This is a genomic window from Streptomyces sp. NPDC000878 (genome assembly GCF_053599695.1).
Map to the genome: position 1 here is coordinate 23,805 of NZ_JBSFMT010000021.1, position 20,201 is coordinate 44,005.

General features: G+C 69.8%; 20 protein-coding genes. 12 read left to right on the top strand and 8 right to left on the bottom strand.

The features are described from left to right. Nucleotides 1–4 precede the first annotated feature (4 nt). Nucleotides 5–913, bottom strand: coding sequence for a 4-hydroxy-tetrahydrodipicolinate synthase (gene dapA, locus ACWDR4_RS20315; protein ID WP_450410268.1), 909 nt, complete (start codon nucleotides 911–913; stop codon nucleotides 5–7). A gap of 159 nt (nucleotides 914–1,072) precedes the next feature. Here dapA and ACWDR4_RS20320 point away from each other — a divergent pair, with 159 nt between their 5' ends. From ACWDR4_RS20320 to ACWDR4_RS20340, 5 genes are all read left to right on the top strand, one after another. Then, nucleotides 1,073–1,204: a hypothetical protein gene (locus ACWDR4_RS20320; RefSeq protein WP_450410270.1), complete on the top strand. Its 132-nt coding sequence runs from the start codon at nucleotides 1,073–1,075 to the stop codon at nucleotides 1,202–1,204. Further along, nucleotides 1,201–1,902: a hypothetical protein gene (locus tag ACWDR4_RS20325; protein ID WP_450410272.1), complete on the top strand. Its 702-nt coding sequence runs from the start codon at nucleotides 1,201–1,203 to the stop codon at nucleotides 1,900–1,902. Before ACWDR4_RS20320 ends, ACWDR4_RS20325 begins: the two co-directional genes overlap by 4 nt. A 98-nt stretch (nucleotides 1,903–2,000) precedes the next feature. Beyond that, nucleotides 2,001–2,705, top strand: a complete 705-nt coding sequence (locus tag ACWDR4_RS20330; protein ID WP_450410274.1) for an antibiotic biosynthesis monooxygenase — start codon at nucleotides 2,001–2,003, stop codon at nucleotides 2,703–2,705. Between the two features lie 77 nt (nucleotides 2,706–2,782). Beyond that, nucleotides 2,783–3,379 carry an ArsR/SmtB family transcription factor gene (locus tag ACWDR4_RS20335; protein ID WP_450410276.1) on the top strand — a complete coding sequence of 199 codons (597 nt, stop codon included), beginning with the start codon at nucleotides 2,783–2,785 and terminating at the stop codon, nucleotides 3,377–3,379. Between the two features lie 13 nt (nucleotides 3,380–3,392). After that, nucleotides 3,393–4,136 carry an SRPBCC family protein gene (locus ACWDR4_RS20340; protein ID WP_450410278.1) on the top strand — a complete coding sequence of 248 codons (744 nt, stop codon included), beginning with the start codon at nucleotides 3,393–3,395 and terminating at the stop codon, nucleotides 4,134–4,136. Nucleotides 4,137–4,157: 21 nt separating this feature from the next. On the opposite strand, the gene ACWDR4_RS20345 is transcribed toward ACWDR4_RS20340, so the two are convergent. Beyond that, the gene (locus tag ACWDR4_RS20345) at nucleotides 4,158–5,987 is read right to left on the bottom strand and encodes an endonuclease/exonuclease/phosphatase family protein (protein ID WP_450410280.1); all 1,830 of its coding nucleotides are present in this window, start codon (nucleotides 5,985–5,987) and stop codon (nucleotides 4,158–4,160) included. A gap of 527 nt (nucleotides 5,988–6,514) precedes the next feature. Between ACWDR4_RS20345 and ACWDR4_RS20350 the strand changes: the two genes are divergently transcribed. The 5 genes from ACWDR4_RS20350 (at nucleotide 6,515) to ACWDR4_RS20370 (ending at nucleotide 13,389) form a co-directional block, all read left to right on the top strand. Continuing rightward, nucleotides 6,515–7,978, top strand: coding sequence for a hypothetical protein (locus ACWDR4_RS20350; protein WP_450410282.1), 1,464 nt, complete (start codon nucleotides 6,515–6,517; stop codon nucleotides 7,976–7,978). A gap of 201 nt (nucleotides 7,979–8,179) precedes the next feature. Then, complete coding sequence (locus tag ACWDR4_RS20355; protein ID WP_450410284.1) at nucleotides 8,180–9,622, top strand: alkaline phosphatase PhoX; 1,443 nt, start codon at nucleotides 8,180–8,182, stop codon at nucleotides 9,620–9,622. A gap of 371 nt (nucleotides 9,623–9,993) precedes the next feature. Continuing rightward, nucleotides 9,994–11,577: a TROVE domain-containing protein gene (locus tag ACWDR4_RS20360; protein WP_450410286.1), complete on the top strand. Its 1,584-nt coding sequence runs from the start codon at nucleotides 9,994–9,996 to the stop codon at nucleotides 11,575–11,577. A 104-nt stretch (nucleotides 11,578–11,681) separates the two neighbouring features. After that, entirely contained in the window at nucleotides 11,682–12,356 is a 675-nt protein-coding gene (locus ACWDR4_RS20365) for a GntR family transcriptional regulator (protein WP_450410288.1), read from the top strand. 16 nt (nucleotides 12,357–12,372) lie between these two features. Then, entirely contained in the window at nucleotides 12,373–13,389 is a 1,017-nt protein-coding gene (locus ACWDR4_RS20370) for a 1-aminocyclopropane-1-carboxylate deaminase (RefSeq protein WP_450410290.1), read from the top strand. Nucleotides 13,390–13,422: 33 nt separating this feature from the next. On the opposite strand, the gene ACWDR4_RS20375 is transcribed toward ACWDR4_RS20370, so the two are convergent. After that, complete coding sequence (locus ACWDR4_RS20375; RefSeq protein WP_450410292.1) at nucleotides 13,423–14,640, bottom strand: GDSL-type esterase/lipase family protein; 1,218 nt, start codon at nucleotides 14,638–14,640, stop codon at nucleotides 13,423–13,425. 40 nt (nucleotides 14,641–14,680) lie between these two features. After that, entirely contained in the window at nucleotides 14,681–15,259 is a 579-nt protein-coding gene (locus ACWDR4_RS20380; protein WP_450410294.1) for a TetR/AcrR family transcriptional regulator, read from the bottom strand. An 89-nt stretch (nucleotides 15,260–15,348) separates the two neighbouring features. Here ACWDR4_RS20380 and ACWDR4_RS20385 point away from each other — a divergent pair, with 89 nt between their 5' ends. Next, on the top strand, nucleotides 15,349–15,840 hold the full coding sequence (locus ACWDR4_RS20385) for an FBP domain-containing protein (protein WP_450410296.1): 492 nt from the start codon (nucleotides 15,349–15,351) through the stop codon (nucleotides 15,838–15,840). Between the two features lie 59 nt (nucleotides 15,841–15,899). On the opposite strand, the gene ACWDR4_RS20390 is transcribed toward ACWDR4_RS20385, so the two are convergent. From ACWDR4_RS20390 to ACWDR4_RS20400, 3 genes are all read right to left on the bottom strand, one after another. Continuing rightward, entirely contained in the window at nucleotides 15,900–17,120 is a 1,221-nt protein-coding gene (locus tag ACWDR4_RS20390) for a TerD family protein (RefSeq protein WP_450410456.1), read from the bottom strand. 570 nt (nucleotides 17,121–17,690) lie between these two features. Beyond that, entirely contained in the window at nucleotides 17,691–18,191 is a 501-nt protein-coding gene (locus tag ACWDR4_RS20395) for a hypothetical protein (RefSeq protein ID WP_450410298.1), read from the bottom strand. Nucleotides 18,192–18,341: 150 nt separating this feature from the next. Continuing rightward, nucleotides 18,342–18,917, bottom strand: coding sequence for a TerD family protein (locus ACWDR4_RS20400; RefSeq protein ID WP_450410300.1), 576 nt, complete (start codon nucleotides 18,915–18,917; stop codon nucleotides 18,342–18,344). 166 nt (nucleotides 18,918–19,083) lie between these two features. Here ACWDR4_RS20400 and arfB point away from each other — a divergent pair, with 166 nt between their 5' ends. Further along, on the top strand, nucleotides 19,084–19,521 hold the full coding sequence (arfB, locus tag ACWDR4_RS20405) for an alternative ribosome rescue aminoacyl-tRNA hydrolase ArfB (RefSeq protein WP_450410301.1): 438 nt from the start codon (nucleotides 19,084–19,086) through the stop codon (nucleotides 19,519–19,521). A 180-nt stretch (nucleotides 19,522–19,701) separates the two neighbouring features. Here arfB and ACWDR4_RS20410 read toward each other — a convergent pair whose 3' ends face one another. Next, the gene (locus ACWDR4_RS20410; RefSeq protein WP_450410303.1) at nucleotides 19,702–20,178 is read right to left on the bottom strand and encodes a GNAT family N-acetyltransferase; all 477 of its coding nucleotides are present in this window, start codon (nucleotides 20,176–20,178) and stop codon (nucleotides 19,702–19,704) included. Nucleotides 20,179–20,201 lie beyond the last annotated feature (23 nt).

Consider the following 20,201-nt stretch of genomic DNA (forward strand, 5'->3'; position numbering starts at 1 on the left):
GGCTCTATGCGGTCAACTCCTCGTACGCCGTCAGTAGTTCGTCCGTCGTCTTTCGGTCGGCCGGTCGCAGCGGCGCCCGTACCGGGCCCGAGGGCAGGTCGAGGGCTCCCAGCAGCGCCTTGGTCGTCACCGCTCCTGGCAGGTCCGACGCCATCATCAACTCGGTCAGCGGAAGCGCCCGTTGCTGGAGGCGGGCCGCCTCGGTCGTGTCGCCCGCGTCGAACGTGTCGATGGCCGAGCGGAAGTGACGGGGGATCACATTCGCCACGGTGCTGATGTATCCGGACCCTCCCAGCGCGTACAGCGCCAGTACGTATTCGTCGCAGCCCGTGTAGTACGCCAGGTCCGTCCGGGACAGCACCTTCTGGGTGCCCATCAGGTCGTACGCGCAGTCCTTCACGGCGACGATCCTCGGGTGTCCGGCCAGGCGGATCATCGTCTCCGGCTCGATGCGGACGCCGGTGCGGCCCGGGATGTCGTACAGCGCGAGGGGGAGGGCGGTGGCGTCCGCCAGTTCTCGGAAGTGGGCCTCGATCGCGTCCTGCGGGGGGCGGCTGTAGTAGGGGGCCACCGCCAACAGGCCGTCCGCGCCCGCCTTTTCGGCCGCCAGGGCCAGTTCGACGGAGTGCCGGGTGTCCACGGTGCCGACGCCCGCCACGATCGACGGCCGCGCGCCGACCGCCTCCCGCACCGCCCGTACCAGCGCCGACTTCTCCGCGTCCGTCGTGGTCGGGGACTCGCCCGTCGTACCGGAGAGCACCAGCCCGTCGCAGCCCCCGGCCACCAGCCGGTCGGCGAGCTGCTGGGCGCCGTCGAGGTCCAGGGCACCCTCAGCCGTGAAAGGGGTGACCATCGCGCACAGGGCGCGGCCGAAGGGTGTCGGTGTCCGAGTCGGCGTCGGTGGTGTCGTCATGCGAGTAGTCTCGGCGGGTTGTCTTTGAAGCTCTACTTAATTCTCCTATCGGGTATTTGTAAGACCTGCTACGCGGAGTGTTAGGCCCTAGTGCCAACTCGGGCCCCCATGAGTCACCATGGCCGGAACGGTCACCGAACAGCAGTCATGGGAGGCGTCATGAGGCTCGGCAAGGCACTCGCCACCGGTGTCGCGGAGGAGCAGGTTCCCGTCCAGGAGGAGGAACTCCAACTGCCTGACGAAGTGCGGGAGTTGGAAGCCTCCGTCGAAGAGGTCCCGGTCGCCCGATGAGGCTGCGGCTCCCCGAGGAACGTCCGGCGGAGCCGCCGACCGGATACAAGATCGCCCACCCGGTGCTGTCCCAGGACGGCACCCGGGCCGGGTTCACCGGGGTGTCGCTGGGCGGTGCGCTGCCGTACGGAGTCCTCGCCGACGCGTCCTGCGTCTACGGCCTGCGACACCGTGCGCCGCACCGCCGCTGCGACTGCGGCTTCCACTGTGTGCACGACCGGGCGACGGCGGAGGGGCTGCTGTGCACCGGCGAGCACCGGTCGGCCGTCCTGCTCGACGTCACCGTCCTCGGTGCCTACATCCGCTTCGAACTCGGCTTCCGGTACGCCCGTCAGCGGGTGCGTGTCGCGACCGTCGGGCCCTGCGCCTGCGGCGCGGTCGCCGTCGCGTTCGCCGACGCCGGCTGGGGCAGGCCCGGTTGGCTCGGCCTGGCCGCCGCGTGCGCGGGCTGCGTACGAGGGCGTACGTCCGTGTCGCTCGCCGGGTTCGCCCGGCTGGCCGGGGACGGGCTTCGGGTCGTCGCGGGGAGCGTTGGCGGCGCGGTGGCGGGTGCCGCCGGTCAACTCGGCTCCGCCGAAGGGCTCGGGGTGCCCGAACTCGTCGCCGAGGCCGCGCTGTTGCAGGCCCGGCTCGACTGGTTCCAGAGCCAGTTGGCGGGGCTGGAGGAAGGGGGGTCTGGCAACGGGCCCAAGGGGTAAGGGAGTTGGCCTCGGCTTCCAATAGGGCTTGACCTCAATCATGGTCGAGGTCGGAGGCTGGTCGGCGTACACACGTTGCCGACCAAACGGAGGCCGTCATGGCCCGTCGTACCCACACGCACCCCGATCTCACCCGCCCGGACGCCCCGGCGCCCTTCTTCAGCACCTGGCGGGTCGGTACGCCCGAGCGGCAGCGGGAGACCGTCGAGGCCATCGCCGCGACCTGGGAGCGCCGGGCCTGGCCCGCCGAGGGAGGGCTCGGCTACTACGTCTACGCCGGGCACGACGGGACCACCCTCCTCCACCACTCCCAGTGGGCCCGCGAACAGGACTACGAGGCCTTCGTCAAGACCCAGCGGCAGGAGCGCGTCGACGAGATCGACACCGCCGTACCGGGGATCGAGCGGGTCGCCCTCGACCGGTACCGGAGGTACCGCAGTCGGGAGCGGGTCGCCGGTGACACGCGGGTGGCCGGGCTCGTCGTGCTCGTCCGGATCGACTTCGTGGAGGGGGCTGTTGAGCAGCGGCGTCCCTGGGTCGATCTGGTGCTCGACGCCCTCGTCGAGCCGCCGGAGAGCGACCGCGGGCTCATCTCCGCGCACTTCCACCTCAGCCAGGACGGCACCCACGTCCTGAACTACGCCGAGTGGGAGAGTGCGGAGTCCTACGACGCCGCCATCGCCGCGCCGGGGGAGGGCATCGGCTCGCCCGACCCTGAGTGGGAGCGCATCCGGACGTATCCCGCGGTGAAGGAGTTCACGGCCCGCCGGTACTCGTACGCCCTGGGGCTCGTCCCTGAGTGATCCGGGCCTCGCGCCAGCCTCTCACCGAATACTTTTCTCCCCTGGACAAAAAAAGTGTTCGGTGAGACGGTGGAGCCATGTTGGACGTCACCGTGATCGAGGACCCGGCCGCCGCCGCCGTCTCGCTGGACCCCATAAGGGGCCGGCTGCTCGCCGAGCTGGCCGCCGGGCCCGCGTCGGCCGCCATGCTGGCCGGCCGGGTCGGACTGCCCCGACAGAAGGTGAACTACCACCTCAAGGCGCTGGAGCGGCACGGACTGGTCGAGCTGGCCGGGGAGCGCCGCAAGGGCAATGTGACCGAGCGGCTCATGCAGGCGACCGCCGCGTCGTACGTCATCTCGCCGCTCGCCCTGGCCGCCGTACAGCCCGATCCCGACCGCTTCCGGGACCAGCTCTCCGCGCGCTGGCTGCTGGCGGTCGGGGCGCGGCTCGTGCGGGATGTCGGGGCGCTGATCACCGGCGCGACGAAGGCCCGCAAGGGGCTCGCCACGTACGCGCTGGACGGCGAGGTGCGATTCGCCTCGGCGGGTGAACGGGCCGCGTTCGTCGAGGAGTTGACGGCGGGGGTGGCCGCGCTGGTGCGCAAGTACGACTCGCCGGATGCCGACGGTGGCCGTGACCACCGGATCGTCGTGGCCGTCCATCCCACGCTCAAGCAGACCGAGTTGGAATAGTCAGGAGTTCGTCATGTCCAAAGAGTTCGAGATCGTCCGGGAGTTCGAGGTCGACGCCACTCCGGAGCAGGTGTGGGCGGCGGTCACCAGCGGAACCGACGGCTATCTGTGGCCGATGGAGCCGCCCGAGCCCAGGGTCGGCGGAAAGGGGCCCTTCGGGTCGACGGTCACCGCCTGGGACCCGCCGCACCGCTACACCAACCGCGTCGAGGACGTCGAGGGGATGTCCGAACAGACCCTCAACCAGCTCGACTACACCGTCGAGCCGCGCGACGAGGGCCGCCGCGCCTGGGTGCGGTACGTGCACAGCGGGATCTTCGTCGACGACTGGGACAACCAGTACGACGGTGCCGCCAAGCACACCGACTTCTATCTGCACACCCTGCGCGAGTACCTCACCCACTTCGCGCCCCGGCCGGCCGCCTTCGCCACCTTCGACGGGCCCGAGGGTTCCAAGGCGCCCGATGCGCTGGCCGTCGTCGCGCGGGCGCTGGGTCTTGGGGAGGACGTGGCCGCGGGTGCGCGGGTGACTGTCCAGGGGCCCGACGTGTTCGAGGCCGTGGTCGACTTCCGGGACCCGTACTTCATCGGGCTGCGGACGGACCGGGGGCTGACCCGTATCTTCGGGCGCAACCACTGGGGTTACCCCGTCGGCATCTCCCTGCACGACTTCACGCCGGGCGCCGAGACCGGCGACATCAAGGAGTGCGAGGCCGAGTGGCAGGCCTGGCTGAACGGCGTGTTCAACCAGGCCTGAACCACTGGGAGTCACGGCTGGTTACGGCTTGAAGCGCAGCACCTGCGGGTCGTGGTCGCTGATCTGGTCGTTGAACTCCGAGTTGATGTGCACGGAGTCGTAGTCGAAGTCACAGCCACGGCTGATCGACGGGCTGACCAGGATCTGGTCCAGGACCTGACTGTTGCCCTGGTAGTCGTAGGTGTAACGCTCGCTCTTCGGCAGCGACTTGATCGCCGACCACAGCGCGCCGCCGTCCTCCAGCAGCTCGGTGGTGTCGGAGAACTCGAAGTCGTTGATGTCGCCGAGCGTGATCACGTGCGCGTTCTTCTGGACCTTCAGGATGTCCTTGACGAACGTGTTCACCGCGGTCGCCTGGAGGTGACGCTGGGTCTCCGAGCTGCGCGTCGGCGGCTGGTACTGCGCGGTGAGGCCCTGGTCGCCGCCCTTCGAGGAGAAGTGGTTGGCGATCAGGATGACGGTCTTGCCGCGGAAGACGAACTCGCCCGCGAGCGGCTTGCGGCTGTTCGTCCAGGCCGCGTCGGCCGGGTCGATCCGGCCCGGGGAGAGCGTCAGCGCCGCCTTGCCGTGGTCCTTGGTGACACCGGTGGCGGTCGTCGCGTCGCCGCCCGCGCGGTCGGTGAAGGAGACCCGCGCCGGGTTGAACAGGAACACCTGGCGGATGTTGCCGCCGGGCTCGCCGCCGTCCGCGAGGTCGACCGGGTCGATGGAACGCCAGTCGTACGTCGGGCCGCCTGCGGCCACGATCGCGTCGATCAGCTTCTGGACCGTCTGGTCGGCGGCGACCGTGCCGTCCTTCGTCGCGCCGTTGTTGTCCTGGATCTCCTCCAGGGACACGATGTCGGGCGACTGCAGGTTGTGCACGATCGCGGCGGCGTGCTCCTCGAACGTGGCGTCGGACGGGTCGAGGTTCTCGACGTTGTACGTCGCCACCGCCAGCTCGTTCCGCGACTGCTTGCGGGTCGTCTCGCGCTCCAGGCCGCCCTGCTTCAGGGTGCCGATCTCGTTGGCGACGAGGGTGTAGCCACCGAACTGGTTGTAGTCCAGCGGGCCGGTGGTGGTGCCGGTGAGGCTGTCGCCGACGTTCGCCGCCGGGAAGTCGGCGACCGCGCCCAGGGACTGGATCTGGATCCGGCCGGTGTTCTGCGAGGTGTACGAGCCGTACACCGTGCCGCCACGGCGGTTGGAGTTCTCGCGCGGCTTCACCGTGACCCACAGCTCGGTGTACGGGTCGGTGGCGGTGACCACACGGGCGTCCTTGACCTGGACGTTCATGCCCTCAAGGGACTCGTAGTAGTCCAGGGCGTACTTCTTGGGCTGCAGCGTCAGCGCGTTCACCGAGCCGCTCGCGGCGGTGTCGCCGGCCGGGGTGTAGGCGGCCGGCACGGATCTGGCGTCGACGACCGTCGGGGCCGGGACCGCGTTGCCGCTGGAGACGACGGTGACCGTCGGCTTGACGATCTCCGTCAGCGCCTGGTTGCCGGTCGAGGTGCCGCCGGGCACGTACTCCGAGACCGTGCCGGTGACGGTGACCGAGTCGCCGACGGCGACGGTCGGCTTCGAGCTGGTGAAGACGAAGACGCCCTCGCTGGTGGCCGGGTCGGCGTCCGGGGCCGTGTCCTGGATCCAGAAACCGCGCGACGAACCGTAGGTACGGACGCCGGTGACGATTCCCGCCACGTCCGTGACCTTCTCACCCGCGAGCGGGGACAGGCGCGTGGTGCCCTGGATGTCATGAATGCGCACGGTGTCGGCCTGCGCGGACGACGGAATCACCACCAGGGTGGCGACCGTGGAACAGACGGCGGCGACAGTGAGCGCGCCGAGGCGCGCGGAAGACTTGCTCGGCAACGGGATCCCTCCGGGGACAAGCATGGGTGCCGGGACGAAGGTGGTGAAGAAGGTGACAAGGGTGGTGCCGTGGGGGGAACGCGGCCTGCTGGGCGGCTGGCGACGCGCGTAGACATCCGGTGAACACCCGGTACGAAAGGCTCCGCACCGAAGGCTCGTGCACCGGGCGATCGACAGTGAACGCCCGGCTTGGGAGAACAGTGAACACGATGGAACACGGCGGAAGGCAAGGGGATGCGGTGAACCGATATCCACTCGACGCCCACTCGACTTCCACTCACTTCTACGCGCGTCAATCTCCTGCCTGGTCAGGCCACTTGTCAAGGTTTCAGCCATCTACCGCCTTTGGCAGGTTCATGAACCGGGCGGCATGGTGCCAAATCCGTCTAGGCTGAGCGGCTGAGTCGTACGGCCTTCAACACAACGCCGTACGGTCGTCAGACGCCGTCGTCGGACTTCGGATGCGTACCGGATGCGTACCGGGAGCCGCCGTACGGCCCTTCGGGCGCCTGAGGAGAAAACAGCCGATGTCAGACAGCTCCCCCCTGCCGCCGGTGCGACTGCACTCCGAAGCGGAGTTGGCGCGGGACGCGCTCGCCGCCCCGCTGGTTTCCCGCGCCGTCCGGCTCGCCCGCTGGGCCGGACCGGACACCCGGGTCGGGGCCGGTGGAGAACTCGTCGAGGAGCAGCTGCCGGCCGCGGCGGAGGCGCTGGGGCTGATCGGGGGCCAGGGCGCCGGGGAGGCTCTCACGGTCGAGGACGCGCTCGCGCACGCCAGTGAGGCGTGGCGGGTCGCCGTGGACAGCGGGCTCGTCGAGGTCGTCGACGAGGACGAGGGCACCGTCACGGCGGGCGAGGACCTGGCGCTGCTCACCGCCGGGGCACCGCACGACGTGCTCGCGGTCTGGCTCGCGGCGCTGGAGACCGTCCTCGCCGACGCGAGCGTGCCCGACCTCGACGATCTCGTCGACGCCATGGACGAGGGCGCCGAGGTCGACTTCTCCCAGCTGGACTGGGACCCCGAGGCGGAGGCCGACCTCCTCGACGGGGTGCTCGCCAACCTGTACCTGCTGACCGTCAGCGAGGGCGGCCCCGCCGACAGCCCGGTGCCGCTGCCCGCGCTGGCCGCCTCCATGGTCGTACCGAGCGACATGAGCGAGCCCACCAACGACGTCCTGGAGCAGGTCTCGGACACGATGATGCGCCTCGACGACCAGTTCCGGCTGCTCGAACCCATCGGGCTCGTCGCCTACCGGCCCGTCGACGAGGCGCTCATGGCGGACACCGACGAACCCGCCGAGGGCGCGCTCACGGGCGACGACACCGACGTCTCCCGCTACGGCATGGTCCGGCTGACCCCGCTCGGCCTGTACGGCGTACGGGCCCGGCTGCTGGAGTCCGGCTTCGCGGCGCCCGCCGTCGGAGACCTCGCCGACAAGGGTGCGGACGCGCTGCTCGACGGCACGGCGGCCTTCCCCGCGACGGCCGCGCAGGCCGAGACCGAACAGTGGCTGGCGCGTCGCGAACCCCTCGCCGCGGCACGGGAGTTGCTCGCGGCGGCGCGGGGCGCGGACGCGGGTGGGCCACTGCGGCGGCTGCTCTGCCAGCAGGCCCTGTCCCTCGTCGGTGCCGAGGCCGAGCCCGCGCTGCGCGAGGTGCTCGACGACGCGGAGCTGGGTGGTCTCGCGCGGGTCTGGCTCAGCGAGCACGGCGTGCCGGACGTGCCGGCTCCGTCCGAGGCGATGGTGTTCTGGCTGACCATCGACACGGTGGCCGCGCAGCTGGCTGCCGAGGGCAACTCGGCGGAGCTGCGTGGGCTGGTGGAGGGGTTGGCCGAGCAGCACGGGGGTTTCTTCGAGGCGGCCTGGCGGGTGGGGCATCCGGCTACGGCGGATGTGCTGGAGGCGATGGGGCGGTTGCATCCGGACAAGCGGGTGGCTAAGGAGGCGCGTAAGGCTGCGTTCAAGGCGCGGTCGCAGCAGGGGGGGTGAGCGGTGCGGAGTCTGTGAGGGGTGCTGCGGACCGGCCCCGGCTGCGGGTGCGTTGTGGCTTGTCGCGCAGTTCCCCGCGCCCCTGTCGGCGCTGCCCCTGCGGGGCAGCTGCCTCTGGGGCGTCGTCCTGCGTTCAACTCGTGTTCAAGCGTGGGCGGGACGGTTGCGGTCGGCTCGTCCACCGTCACAGGAGACATCACCATGTCGCTCACCCGTAGGGACTTCGGCAGGAACTCCGCGATCACCTCGGCCGGGGTCGTGCTGGCCGGCAGTGTCGGCGCCCTTGCCACCGCGCCGAACGCCCTCGCGTCCACGGAGACGGCCGAGTCGGCGGACCGGCACGGGCATGGCGGGGTCGGCTACGGGCCGCTGCTGCCCGACCCCAAGGGGCTGCTGGCGCTCCCCGCCGGATTCTCGTACCGCGTGATCACGTACAGCGGGAAGACCAAGCTGGAATCGGGGGAGATCACCCCGTCCAACCACGACGGCACCGCCGCCTTCGCGGGCCCGCGCGGTACGACCCTCCTCGTCAACAACCATGAGCTGAAGGGCCCGCGCGCCAACTGGAAGTACCCGGTGCCGCTCACCGAGGGCCTGGTGTACGACCCCGCCGCGTCCGGTGGCTGCACGGTCGTCGAGGTGCGTCCCGGCGGTCAGGTCGCCGAGTGGGTCGGTATCGCCGGTACGTCCACCAACTGCGCGGGCGGCAGCACCCCTTGGGGCACCTGGCTCACCTGCGAGGAGAACTCCGACCGGGCCGGGGTCAACGGCATGACCAAGGACCACGGGTACGTCTTCGAGGTCGACCCCTGCGACAAGCGCGCCAACAAGAACCCCAAGCCCCTGAAGTTCTTCGGGCGTTACGACCACGAGGCCGTCGTCATCGACCCCAAGCGCGGCCACGCCTACCTCACCGAGGACGCTGCCGCGCCCAACGGCCTTCTCTACCGCTGGACTCCGCCGCAGCACTTCCACTACGGCCACGGCACCTTCCGCACCCTCTCCGACACCGCCGGCACCCTCCAGGCGCCCAAGTGCTTCGACTCCGCGGGCAAGTTCGTCGACGACCTCTCCCGCGCCACGAAGATCGGCACGGTGTACGGCGTCGACTGGGTCGACGTACCCGACCGCGACGGCAAGTCGGTCGACGTGCGCAAGCAGTTCGGCACCGGGGAGATCACCCGGGCCCGCAAGCTCGAAGGCATGTGGTGGGGCGACGGCGGCACCTACGTCGTCTCCTCGTACGCCCGTGACGAGAGCCCCGTCCAGCACGACGGCCAGGTCTGGTTCTACGACCCCAGGCGCCGCACGCTCACCCTGAAGGTCCTGCTCGGCGTGAACCCCGACCCGTCCGTCGACGGCGCCTTCGACGGCCCCGACAACATCACCGTCTCCCCGTACGGCGGCCTGATCATCGCCGAGGACGGCGAGGGCATCCAGCACCTGTTCGGCGCGACGGACAGCGGACGGACGTATCCGATCGCCCGCAACGAACTCAACGCCGGTACTGAAGACGAGCCCGAATACAGCGAGTTCACGGGCGTGACGTTCTCGCCCGACGGCAAGACTTTGTACGCCAACATCCAGACGCCGGGGATCATGCTGGCCATTACGGGGCCCTGGAAGCGGCAGAAGCGCGGTTGATTAATTCGCTCGCCGGGCGTGTGCTGCGCCTCCTACAGTGAGATCACAACGTCACGCACCTCCCGGTGCGAAGGCTGCGGCTACTTCTCTTTCAAAGAATCCAGGCCGCCGCCGACTTGATCTCGGGAGGCGCAGCAATTGGTGGGTGACCGGTGCGCAGGCAGCGGATACTTCGGGAACTGGTGGGGTTGACTCCTCATGCGGGTTCGAATCCCGTCATCGGCTCAGGGCCGGTGTGGCGGAACGGAAGACGCGCCAGTTTATAAGCAACCGTCGCCGATTTCGATCTCGGTCACCTTCCTATTGCTGTGCCTCCCCTCCACAACAACCGTTCCACGCACGAAGTGCCGGCGAATGGGGGGGAATTCATCATGGCGCGATTCAACACCAAGGCCACCAAGGCGCAGCCCACTTCGCGGGTCACCTCGACGGGGCGGGTGCTCCGTACGTACGAGGGCGGCCGTGGCCGTGAGCGGGACGAGCGTTCGGAGCTTTTCCTGCTGTCGCTCGCCAACTTCGTTGCCCAGAAGACCTTCTACGAGAGCGGCGAGGACCGGGACGACCGGTTCGGCGCGCTCGTCCGCCGGCTCGCCGTCACCGACCCGGCGTGGACGGCCGGTCTGCTCGGCTGGCTGCGCGGCGAGGGCAACCTCCGTACGGCCGCCATCGTGGGCGCCGCCGAGTACGTGAAGGCGCGCCTCGACGCGAACGTCACCGACGGCCCGACCAACCGGCAGGTCATCGACTCCGTACTGCGTCGCCCGGACGAGCCCGGCGAGCTGCTCGCCTACTGGACCTCCCGGTACGGCCGGAACATCCCCAAGCCCGTCAAGCGCGGTGTCGCCGACGCCGTACGTCGGCTCTACAGCGGCAAGTCGCTGCTGAAGTACGACACCGCGTCCAAGGGCTACCGCTTCGGCGACATCCTCAACCTGGTGCACGCGGCGCCGGACCCGGACAAGCCGTGGCAGGGCGAGCTGTTCCAGTACGCGCTGGACCGGCGGCACAACCCGGACACGGCCGTCGTCCCCAAGTCGCTGCCCGTGCTCACCGCACACCGTGACCTGATGGCGCTGCGGCCCGCCAAGCGTCGCAAGGTCGTGACCGGGGCGCGGGGCGCCGAGCGGTTGGCGGACGCGGGTATGACCTGGGAGGCGCTGGCCGGCTGGCTGCAGGGGCCGATGGACAGGGCGGCCTGGGAGGCGGTCATTCCGTCCATGGGGGCGATGGCACTGGTCCGGAACCTGCGGAACTTCGACGAGGCGGGGGTGAGCGACGAGGTCGCGGCGCGGGTCGCGGCGAAGATCAGCGACCCGGCCGAGGTCGCGCGCTCGCGGCAGTTCCCCTTCCGGTACCTCGCCGCGTACCGCCACGCGCCCTCGCTGCGCTGGGCGTACCCGCTGGAGCAGGCGCTCGGCCACTCGCTGGCCAATGTGCCGGCGCTGGGCGGGCGGACGCTGGTCCTCGTCGACCGCTCGGGATCGATGTTCTACTCCCGGCTGTCCGAGCGCTCGGAACTCACCCGGGCCGACGCGGCGGCGATCTTCGGCTCGGCGCTCGCACTGCGGGCGGCGGACGCGGATCTCGTCGAGTTCGGTACGTCGAGCAAGCGCGTGACGTACCGCAAGGGCGAGTCGGTGCTGAAGATCCTGGACCGCTTCGGCGACCTGGGCGGCACCGACACGACCGAGGCGGTCCGGCGCCACTACAGGAAGCACGACCGGGTGCTGATCGTCACCGACGAGCAGTACGCGTACAGCCGGCACGGTGATCCGACCCAGCAGGTGCCGGCCGACGTGCCGGTCTACACCTGGAACCTCGCCGGGTACCGGCCGGGCCACGGCCCGTCGGGGGCGGCCAACCGGCACACCTTCGGGGGGCTCTCGGACGCGGCGTTCCGGATGGTTCCGCTGCTGGAGAGTGCGCGGGACGCGGACTGGCCGTGGGTCGGCTGAGTCGCGCTTGAAGTGAGCTGCGTGAGCTGCGTGGGGTGTGGCCCGTACTTCGGTGCGGGCCACACCCTTGTGCGTCCGCATGACTGACATCTAACATTTCAGTTGTGGAGGCGATAGGACCAGCGATACGACCCGTCCCCCGGACCCTGCTCAGGGACCGGGCGTACTCAGCGATTCGGGACGCCATCGTCGCCGGGGAGATCGAGCCCGGGGCGGTGGTGCGTGATGCCGAGCTGGCGGAGCGGCTCGGGTTGTCCCGGGCGCCCGTGCGGGAGGCGTTCTCGCGGCTTGTCGACGAGGGGCTGCTGGAGAGCAAGCCGCAGAGCTATACGCGGGTGACTCCCGTCGTGGCCGCCGAGGTGCGGGACGCCGCCGCCGTGGTCGGGGCCATGCACGAGTTGGCGGTGCGGGTGGCCGTACCCCGGTTGCGGGGCACGGACGTTGACGTCATGCGGGCCGCCAACGCGCGGTTCGCCGCCGCCGTGCGCGTCGGTGACGTGGATGCCGCCCTGCACGCCGACGACGAGTTGCACGACGTGCTCGTGCGCGTCAGCGGCAACCGGGCCGCAGCGGCCACCGTCGCCCGCTACACCCCTCTCATCCGCCGGCTGGAACGGCGGCGCTTCGGGGAGGGCGGCAACTGCCGTTCGGCCGGGCTGCACGAGCAGCTGATCGAGGCCTGCGCGGCGGGTGACGCGGACAGTGCGGTCCGGGTCACCGCGGAGATCTGGCGAGGCCTGGAGCAGCTCGCCGACGAAGCCGACCAAGAGGCTCACTGATACCGGGAGGAACCCCATGTCCCTTTCCTCGTACGAGCGTTACCCCCTTCTCTTCGGGCCCTCGCCCGTGCACCCTCTGGAGCGGCTCACCGCGCATCTCGGTGGTGCCGCCCTCTGGGCCAAGCGGGAGGACTGCAACTCCGGTGTGGCGTACGGCGGAAACAAGACCCGCAAGCTGGAGTACCTCGTCGCCGACGCCCTGGCCCAGGGATGCGACACGCTCGTCTCGATCGGCGGGGTGCAGTCCAACCACACCCGTCAGGTCGCGGCCTGTGCTGCGCGTGCTGGGCTCAAGTGTGTTCTGGTTCAGGAGAGTTGGGTGGAGTGGCCCGACTCCGTCTACGACAAGGTCGGCAACATCCTGATCAGCCGGCTCGCCGGGGCGGATGTGCGGTTGGTGCGTGCCGGGTTCGGGATCGGGTTCAAGGAGAGCTGGGAGCTGGCGCTGCGGGAGGTGGAGGAGGGTGGCGGCAAGCCGTACGCCATTCCCGCCGGTGCCTCCGACCATCCGCTGGGCGGGCTCGGGTTCGCCGGGTGGGCGTACGAAGTCGCCGAGCAGGAGAGGGAGTTGGGCGTCTTCTTCGACACCGTCGTGGTGTGCTCCGTGACCGGGTCCACCCAGGCCGGCATGGTCGCCGGGTTTGCCGCGCTGGAGGAGGCGGGCGGGCGGTCACGGCGCGTGCTCGGCATCGACGCGTCGGCGGCGCCCGCCCGGACCAAGGAGCAGATCGCGCGGATCGCCCACAACACCGGTCAACTCATCGGCCTCAAGCGGGAGTTGACCCAGGCCGACGTCGAACTGGACGACCGCTACCACGCCGGTGTGTACGGGATCCCCGACGACACGACCCTGGACGCGATGCGGCTCGCCGCCCGTACGGAGGGGATGGTCACCGATCCCGTGTACGAGGGGAAGTCGATGGCCGGGATGGTCGATCTCGTGGCGCGCGGGGAGATCGGGCGGGAGTCCACTGTGCTGTACGCGCACCTGGGCGGGCAGCCCGCCTTGAACGCGTACAGCGCGCTGTTCTAGTTCGTTGTTCTGGTGCGTCGTTCTGGTTCGTCGCTAGGCCTTCGCGTTCCAGGAGCGCGGTTCCGTTGTGGTGAAGGCGAGTTCGGCGAAGCGTTCGCCCATGCGGCGGTGCGTTGCCGCGTCTGGGTGGAGCTGGTCGGGGAGGGGGAGTTCGGCGAAGTCGGACTCGCCGTAGAGGGCCCGGCCGTCGAGGTGGTGGAGGTTCGGGTCCTCTGCCGACCGCTGTTTCACGATGCTGGACAGCTCCTCCCGGATGACGTTGAGCGTCAGTTTTCCGGCGGCGCGCTCGGCGGGGTCGCCCATGGGCTGGAAGCGCAGTTGACCGGCGTCGAGGGTGCTGAGGTCCAGGGCGGTGGGGCCGGGGGTGTCCTCGTGCATGGGGCAGTAGAGGGGCGAGACGACCAGGAGCGGTGTGGTGGGGTGGCCCTCGCGGATGGTGTCGAGGAAGCCGTGGACGGCCGGGGTGAAGGCGCGCAGCCGCATCAGATCGGTGTTGACCAGGTTGATGCCGATCTTGACGCTGATCAGGTCGGCGGGGGTGTCGCGCATCGCGCGGGCGGTGAACGGGTCGAGCAGGGCGCTGCCGGCCAGGCCCAGGTTGATCAGCTCCACGCCACCGAGGGAGGCGGCGAGCGCGGGCCAGGTGGTCGTGGGGCTCGCGGCGTCCGAGCCGTGGCTGATCGAACTGCCGTGGTGCAGCCAGACTTTGCGGCCCTCGTTCGGTGGGGGTACGGGTATGGGTTCGGTGGGGGAGTTGGTGCGGAGGGCTACGAGTTCGGTCGTTTCGTTGTGCGGCAGCCAGATCTCGACGTCCTTCATGCGGTCGGGTAGATCGGTGAAGCGGAGGGTTCCGGGTTCTCCGGGGCGGTGTTCGGCGGTTCCGGCGGTCATGTCGATGGTGATCGTGTTGCCGGTCCGCACGCTGCCCTGGCCGGCCTGGCGGCCGTCGACGAGCAGGTCGTACACGCCGTCCGGGCGGGGCGGGGCGCCCACGTAGGTGCGCTTGGTGGGCAGCGTGTCCAGTTCGACGGAGGTCGCCCGGGTGCGGAAGACCAGTCGTACGCCTGAGGGTTGGGCCTCCGCCATGGCGAGTTGGGGGTCCGTGTTCTGGGCGCGGGCCCAGGCGGGCAGGCGGTGGGGGAGTACGCCGTGGGGGGTGTGTTCCAGGTCCAGGGCGCCGCGTATGAGGTCTGCGGTGATGGGGGTGTGCGTGGTGGCGGGCTCGGTGGTCCACTCGGGTTCGGTGTGCATGTCCGTCCTCGGCCTGGGGGTCAGCGGGTAGACCTGGGGGTCAACGGGTGGAAGGGGCCGGCCAGTTGCGGAGCAAGGCGTCGAGGGCGTCCATGGTCCGGGTCCAGGTCTCCTGGGAGTCGGGGGCGCTGTGGCTGAAGCCGCCTGCCAGCTCCAGGCTGACGTAGCCGTGGAAGACGCTGCCCAGGAGGCGGACCGCGTGGGTCTGGTCGGGCTCCGTGAGGTCGTAGCCGCGCAGGATCGCCCGGGTCATCTGGGCGTGCAGGACGCCCGCACTCGCCGCCGCAGTCTCGGGGTCGAGTCTCATCCGGGTGGCGGCGGCGCGGCCGGGGTGTTCCCGGGCGTAGTCGCGGTAGACGTTCGCGAAGGCGGTCAGGGCGTCCTTGCCCGCGCGTCCGGCCACGGCGTCGGCGGCCCGGTCGGCGAGTTCCTCCAGGGCGAGGAGGGCGATCCTGGTCTTGAGGTCGTGGGTGTTCTTCACGTGCGAGTACAGACTCGCGACCTTGACGTCGAAGCGCCGGGCGAGTTCCGAGGCGGTCACCTGGTCGAAGCCGACCTCGTCGGCGAGGTCCGCTCCGGCTCTGGTCAGGCGTTCCGTGGTCAGTCCTGCGCGTGCCATGACCTTCCTCCTGTTCGGCCTGCCCCCGGGTTGGTGGCTAACGCCATTATGCTTTTGCCTAAAGCGTTTAGGCAAATTAGCCTGCCGTTATGGAACCGCTGACTGAGCAAGAGATCCGTGCCGCGTTCGTGAACTGCACGAAGGGTGAGGCGCGGCGCCTGTCCGTGCCGCGTGATCTGGCCGATCGGCCCTGGGCGGACCTGGACTTCCTGGGGTGGCGGGATCCGCAGGCCCCTGACCGTGCCTATCTCGTCACCGAGCTGGACGGTCGTCTGTCCGGTCTTGTCCTGCGCAGCGCGGCGCCCGCCTTCGGGCAGACGCGGCGCAGCATGTGCTCGATGTGTCTGACCTCGCACACGGGTGGCGTTTCGCTGATGGTCGCGCCGCGGGCGGGGAAGGCCGGGAAGCAGGGGAACTCGGTGGGGGCGTACATGTGTGGTGACCTGTGCTGCTCGCTGTATGTGCGCGGCAGGAAGGAGGCGGGGGCCGGGGCGCGGCTCCACGAGACGATCACTCTGGAGGAGAAGATCCGGCGGACCGTGGGGAACTTTGCCGCGTTCATCGCCAAGGTGACGGCTTGAGGGCTTGAACGGGGTGGCGGTGTCGCCCCACGGTCCGCTTCTGTGCGTGGTTGTGCTCGCTACAGCGCCTGCGCTGCCGGCTTCACCATGCCCCTGACCGTGCGGGACTTCACGAAGTCGCCGATCGCCGTCATCTCCCACTCGCCCGAGAACTGCTTGATCATCTTCGCCATGATCACGCCCGTCTGCGGTTCGGCGCTGGTCAGGTCGAAGCGGACCAGTTCCTCGCCCGTCGCGGCGTCCAGGAGACGGCAGTACGCCTTCGCCACCTCCGTGAACTTCTGGCCGGAGAAGGAGTTGACCGCGAAGACAAGGCCGGTGACCTCCTGGGGGAGGCGGCCCAGGTCGACCACGATGACCTCGTCGTCGCCGCCGCCCTCGCCCGTGAGGTTGTCGCCGGAGTGCTTGATCGCGCCGTTCACGATGGAGAGCTTGCCGAAGTAGCAGCTGTCGATGTGGTTGCGCTGCGGGCCGTACGCGATGACCGACGCGTCCAGGTCGATGTCCTTGCCCCGGTACGCCGGCTCCCAGCCGAGGCCCATCTTGACCTGCGAGAGGAGCGGCTGGCCGCCCTTGACCAGGGAGACGGTCTGGTTCTTCTGGAGGCTTACGCGGCCCTTGTCGAGGTTGATCTTGCCGGCGCCGAGGGTGGGGGCGGGGGGAGCCGGGGGTGCGGCGGGGGCGGGCGGCGGGGAGACCGAGCCGAGGGTGGGGGTGGGCGGTGCCGCCGGGGGTGCCGGGGGCTGGACCGGGGTCGGCTGTGCGGCCGGGGCCGCGGCCGGTGCCGGTTCCTCCACGCTCACGCCGAAGTCCGTGGCGATGCCGGCCAGGCCGTTCGCGTAGCCCTGGCCCACCGCGCGGGCCTTCCAGGCGCCGTTGCGGAGGTAGATCTCGACGATCACCAGTGCCGTTTCCGAGCCGAGCTGTGGGGGTGTGAACGTGGCCAGTACGGAGCTGTCGGCCGCGTTGCGGATCGTGGCCGTCGGTTCGATGCCCTGGAAGCTCTGGCCTGCGGCGTCCGGGCTTGCCGTGACGACGATCTTCTCGATGCCCGGGGGGACGGCCGTGGTGTCGACCGTGATCGAGTCGGGGGTGGTGCCGCCGCCGGAGCGGTAGGTCACGCCGGGGCCGGTGGGCTGGTTGTAGAAGATGAAGTCGTCGTCTGAGCGCACCTTGCCGTCGGCGGTGAGCAGCAGGCTCGATACGTCGAGCCGCACGGGGGCGGTGACGTCCACCGTCACGCGTGTGGTGGGAAGAGGGATGTTCGAGCCGGGGGTCATAGCTGTCATGCCGAGTGAACGACCGGGCCCGTTTTACCGTTCCCTTACTTGGCGTCCGATTGGGGGAGGGGGGTGCCTGGCGGGTTGTTCTCGCCCCCGCCGCCCCTACCCGTCCCATCCCTGGGGGCTGCGCCCCCAGACCCCCCTTTCGGCCTGAACGGCCTCGTCCTCAAACGCCGGACGGGCTGGAGATGCGGGCCGGCGCTGAAAGATCAAGCCCTGACCGCACCCCTCCAAGCCCTGACCGCAACCTCTAAGCCCCGACCGCAGACTCCAAGCCCTGACCGCAACTCTCCAGCCCCGACCGCAGACTCCAAGCCCTGACCGCAACTCTCCAGCCCTGGCCGCAACCTCTAAGCCCTGACCGCAGACTCCAAGCCCTGACCGCAATCTCTAAGCCCCGGCCGTAACCCTCCAAGCCCGACCGCAGCCCTCCAGCCCCGGTCGGCACCATCCAGCCCGTCCGGCGTTTGAGGACGAGCGCGTTCAGCGCGAAAGGGGGGTTCGGGGGCGGAGCCCCCGAGGATGGGACGGGTAGGGGCGGCGGGGGCGAGGATTCCTCGGGGTGGGTCAGGGGAGCCTTGGGAAGCGGGCCTGCAACGTCCAGATTGCTGGGTTTTCGTCGAGGGACTCGTGGAGGTCCGTCAGGTCGGCCAGGAGGTCGTGGAGGAAGTCGCGTGACTCCTTGCGGAGTTCGGCGTGGGAGAAGGTGAGGGGCGGCTCCTCCGCCGGCATCCAGTCGGACTCGATGTCCACCCACCCGAAGCGGCGCTGGAAGAGCATGCGGTCGGTGGACTCGGTGAAGTCCAGTTCGGCGTACTGGGGGCGGGCGGCGCGGGAGCCCGCGGGGTCCTGGTCCAGCAGTTCCACGATGTCGCACAGCGCCCACGCGAAGTCGAGCACCGGCACCCATCCCCAGGCTGTGGACAGTTCCCGGTCCGCCTTGGTGTCCGCGAGGTAGACGTCACCGCAGAACAGGTCGTGGCGGAGTGCGTGGACGTCCGCGCGGCGGTAGTCGGTCTGCGGGGGGTCCGGGAAACGGTTGGAGAGGGCGTAGCCGATATCGAGCACGGAGGTGATGGTGTCACGGCGGGATTCCCGCCCGGGAACCTGTGCCCTCCGTTGTCCTCCGGAACCGCGAATGTCCTCCGGAACCGCGAAAGCCCCCGGCCCAGACGCAGACTCGCGCTCGGCCAGGGGCTTTTCAGCCGCCGTTACGACTCAGACGTTGACGCCGAAGTCCTGGGCGATGCCCGTAAGGCCCGAGGCGTAGCCCTGGCCGACCGCGCGGAACTTCCACTCCGCGCCGTTGCGGTACAGCTCGCCGAAGACCATCGCCGTCTCCGTCGCCGCGTCCTCGGAGAGGTCGTAGCGGGCGATCTCCGCGCCGCCGGCCTCGTTCAGGATGCGGATGTAGGCGTTGCGGACCTGGCCGAAGTTCTGCGAGCGGTTCTCGGCGTCGTAGATCGAGACCGGGAAGACGATCTTGTCGATGTCGGCCGGGAGGCCGGCGAGGTTGACCTTGATCGCCTCGTCGTCGCCCGCGCCCTCGCCCGTGCGGTTGTCGCCGGTGTGGACGATCGTGCTGTCCGGGGTCTGCTTGTTGTTGAAGAAGACGAAGTGGCCGTCCGAGTAGACCTTGCCCTCCAGGTTGACCGCGATCGCCGAGGCGTCGAGGTCGAAGTCCGTGCCGGTGGTGCTGCGGACGTCCCAGCCGAGGCCCACGGTGACGGCGGTCAGGCCCGGAGCCTCCTTGGTGAGCGAGACGTTGCCACCCTTGGACAGGCTTACAGCCATTGTTGGGAGTCCTTCCCTCGTTTTTGACGTGCGTACGTGCGTGCGGTGACGAAGCTACCGTCACCTCCTTGAACGCCGACGGGGGTACCGAAGGTTCCGCGCGGCTTTACTTTCTTTACCTCCGGTGGCGAAAAGAGGGTGACGTGGACCGGACAGCCGCGCGACCATGGGGGGCATGTCCGGTCCCTACCTCATCCGTGGCTCCGTCTCGCTCCCCGAGGCCGAGCTGATGTGGCGTTTCTCGCGGTCCGGCGGGCCGGGCGGGCAGCACGTCAACACCAGTGACTCCAGGGTCGAGCTGAGCCTCGACCTCGCGAACACCGAGGTGCTGCCCGAGGTGTGGAAGCGGCGCGCCCTGGAGCGCCTCGCGGGGCGGCTCGTCGACGGAGTCGTCACCGTCCGCTCCTCCGAGCACCGCTCCCAGTGGCGCAACCGAGAGACGGCGGCCGTACGTCTGGCCGCCCTGCTCGCCGAGGCCACCGCGCCGCCGCCCAAGCCGCGCACCCCCACCCGTATCCCGCGCGGAATCAATGAACGCCGGTTGCGGCAGAAAAAGGCGCGCGCGGACGTGAAGCGGGGCCGTACCGGACGCGACTGGGGTTAGCGGGACCGGAGTTGGTCGGTAACGGTCGCCACGATCACAAGATCAGTGGATCAGTGGGTGGCGACGGATGAACGATTGCGAATTTCCGAACGGCCGGGAGAAAGAACCGTGGAACGGCCCCGGGAATGAATTTCTCGCGGTGGGATCCGAATCACACCGAAGCCGAGCCGAAGCCCCGGCCTAGGTCAGTTTCAGTACCCCGACCGTCTGGCCGCCGCTCGTCTCGCCGGTCGGGGTGAAGCCCAGGGCCAGATAGAAGGACTCGGGGCCGGTCGGGCCGGGGTGCCAGGTGACGTAGAGGTCGGTGCCCCCGCGGCGGCGGATCTCGGCGGCGACGGACTCGACGGCGAAGCGGCCGTAGCCCTTGCCCTGTTCGGCGGCGGCGATGTTCAGGCGCCAGAGGCCGGAGCGCAGGTCGGTGCCGGTGTCGCCCCAGTTGATGTCGAGGAAGGCCATGAGGAAACCGACGGGCCGCTGGCCGTCGAGGATCAGCCGGGGCCAGGCGGTGCGGGGATGGACGTACGCCTCGGCCAGGGACTTCACCACCGGGTCGACCGCGTGTTCCTGGTCCGGGCGGACCCGTACGGCGACGGCCGCCTCGAAGTTGTCGGAGCTGATCCGCTCCAGCCGGAGCGCGTCGTCGGTCACGTTCGTCATATGGGCAACCTAAGCCGCCCGCT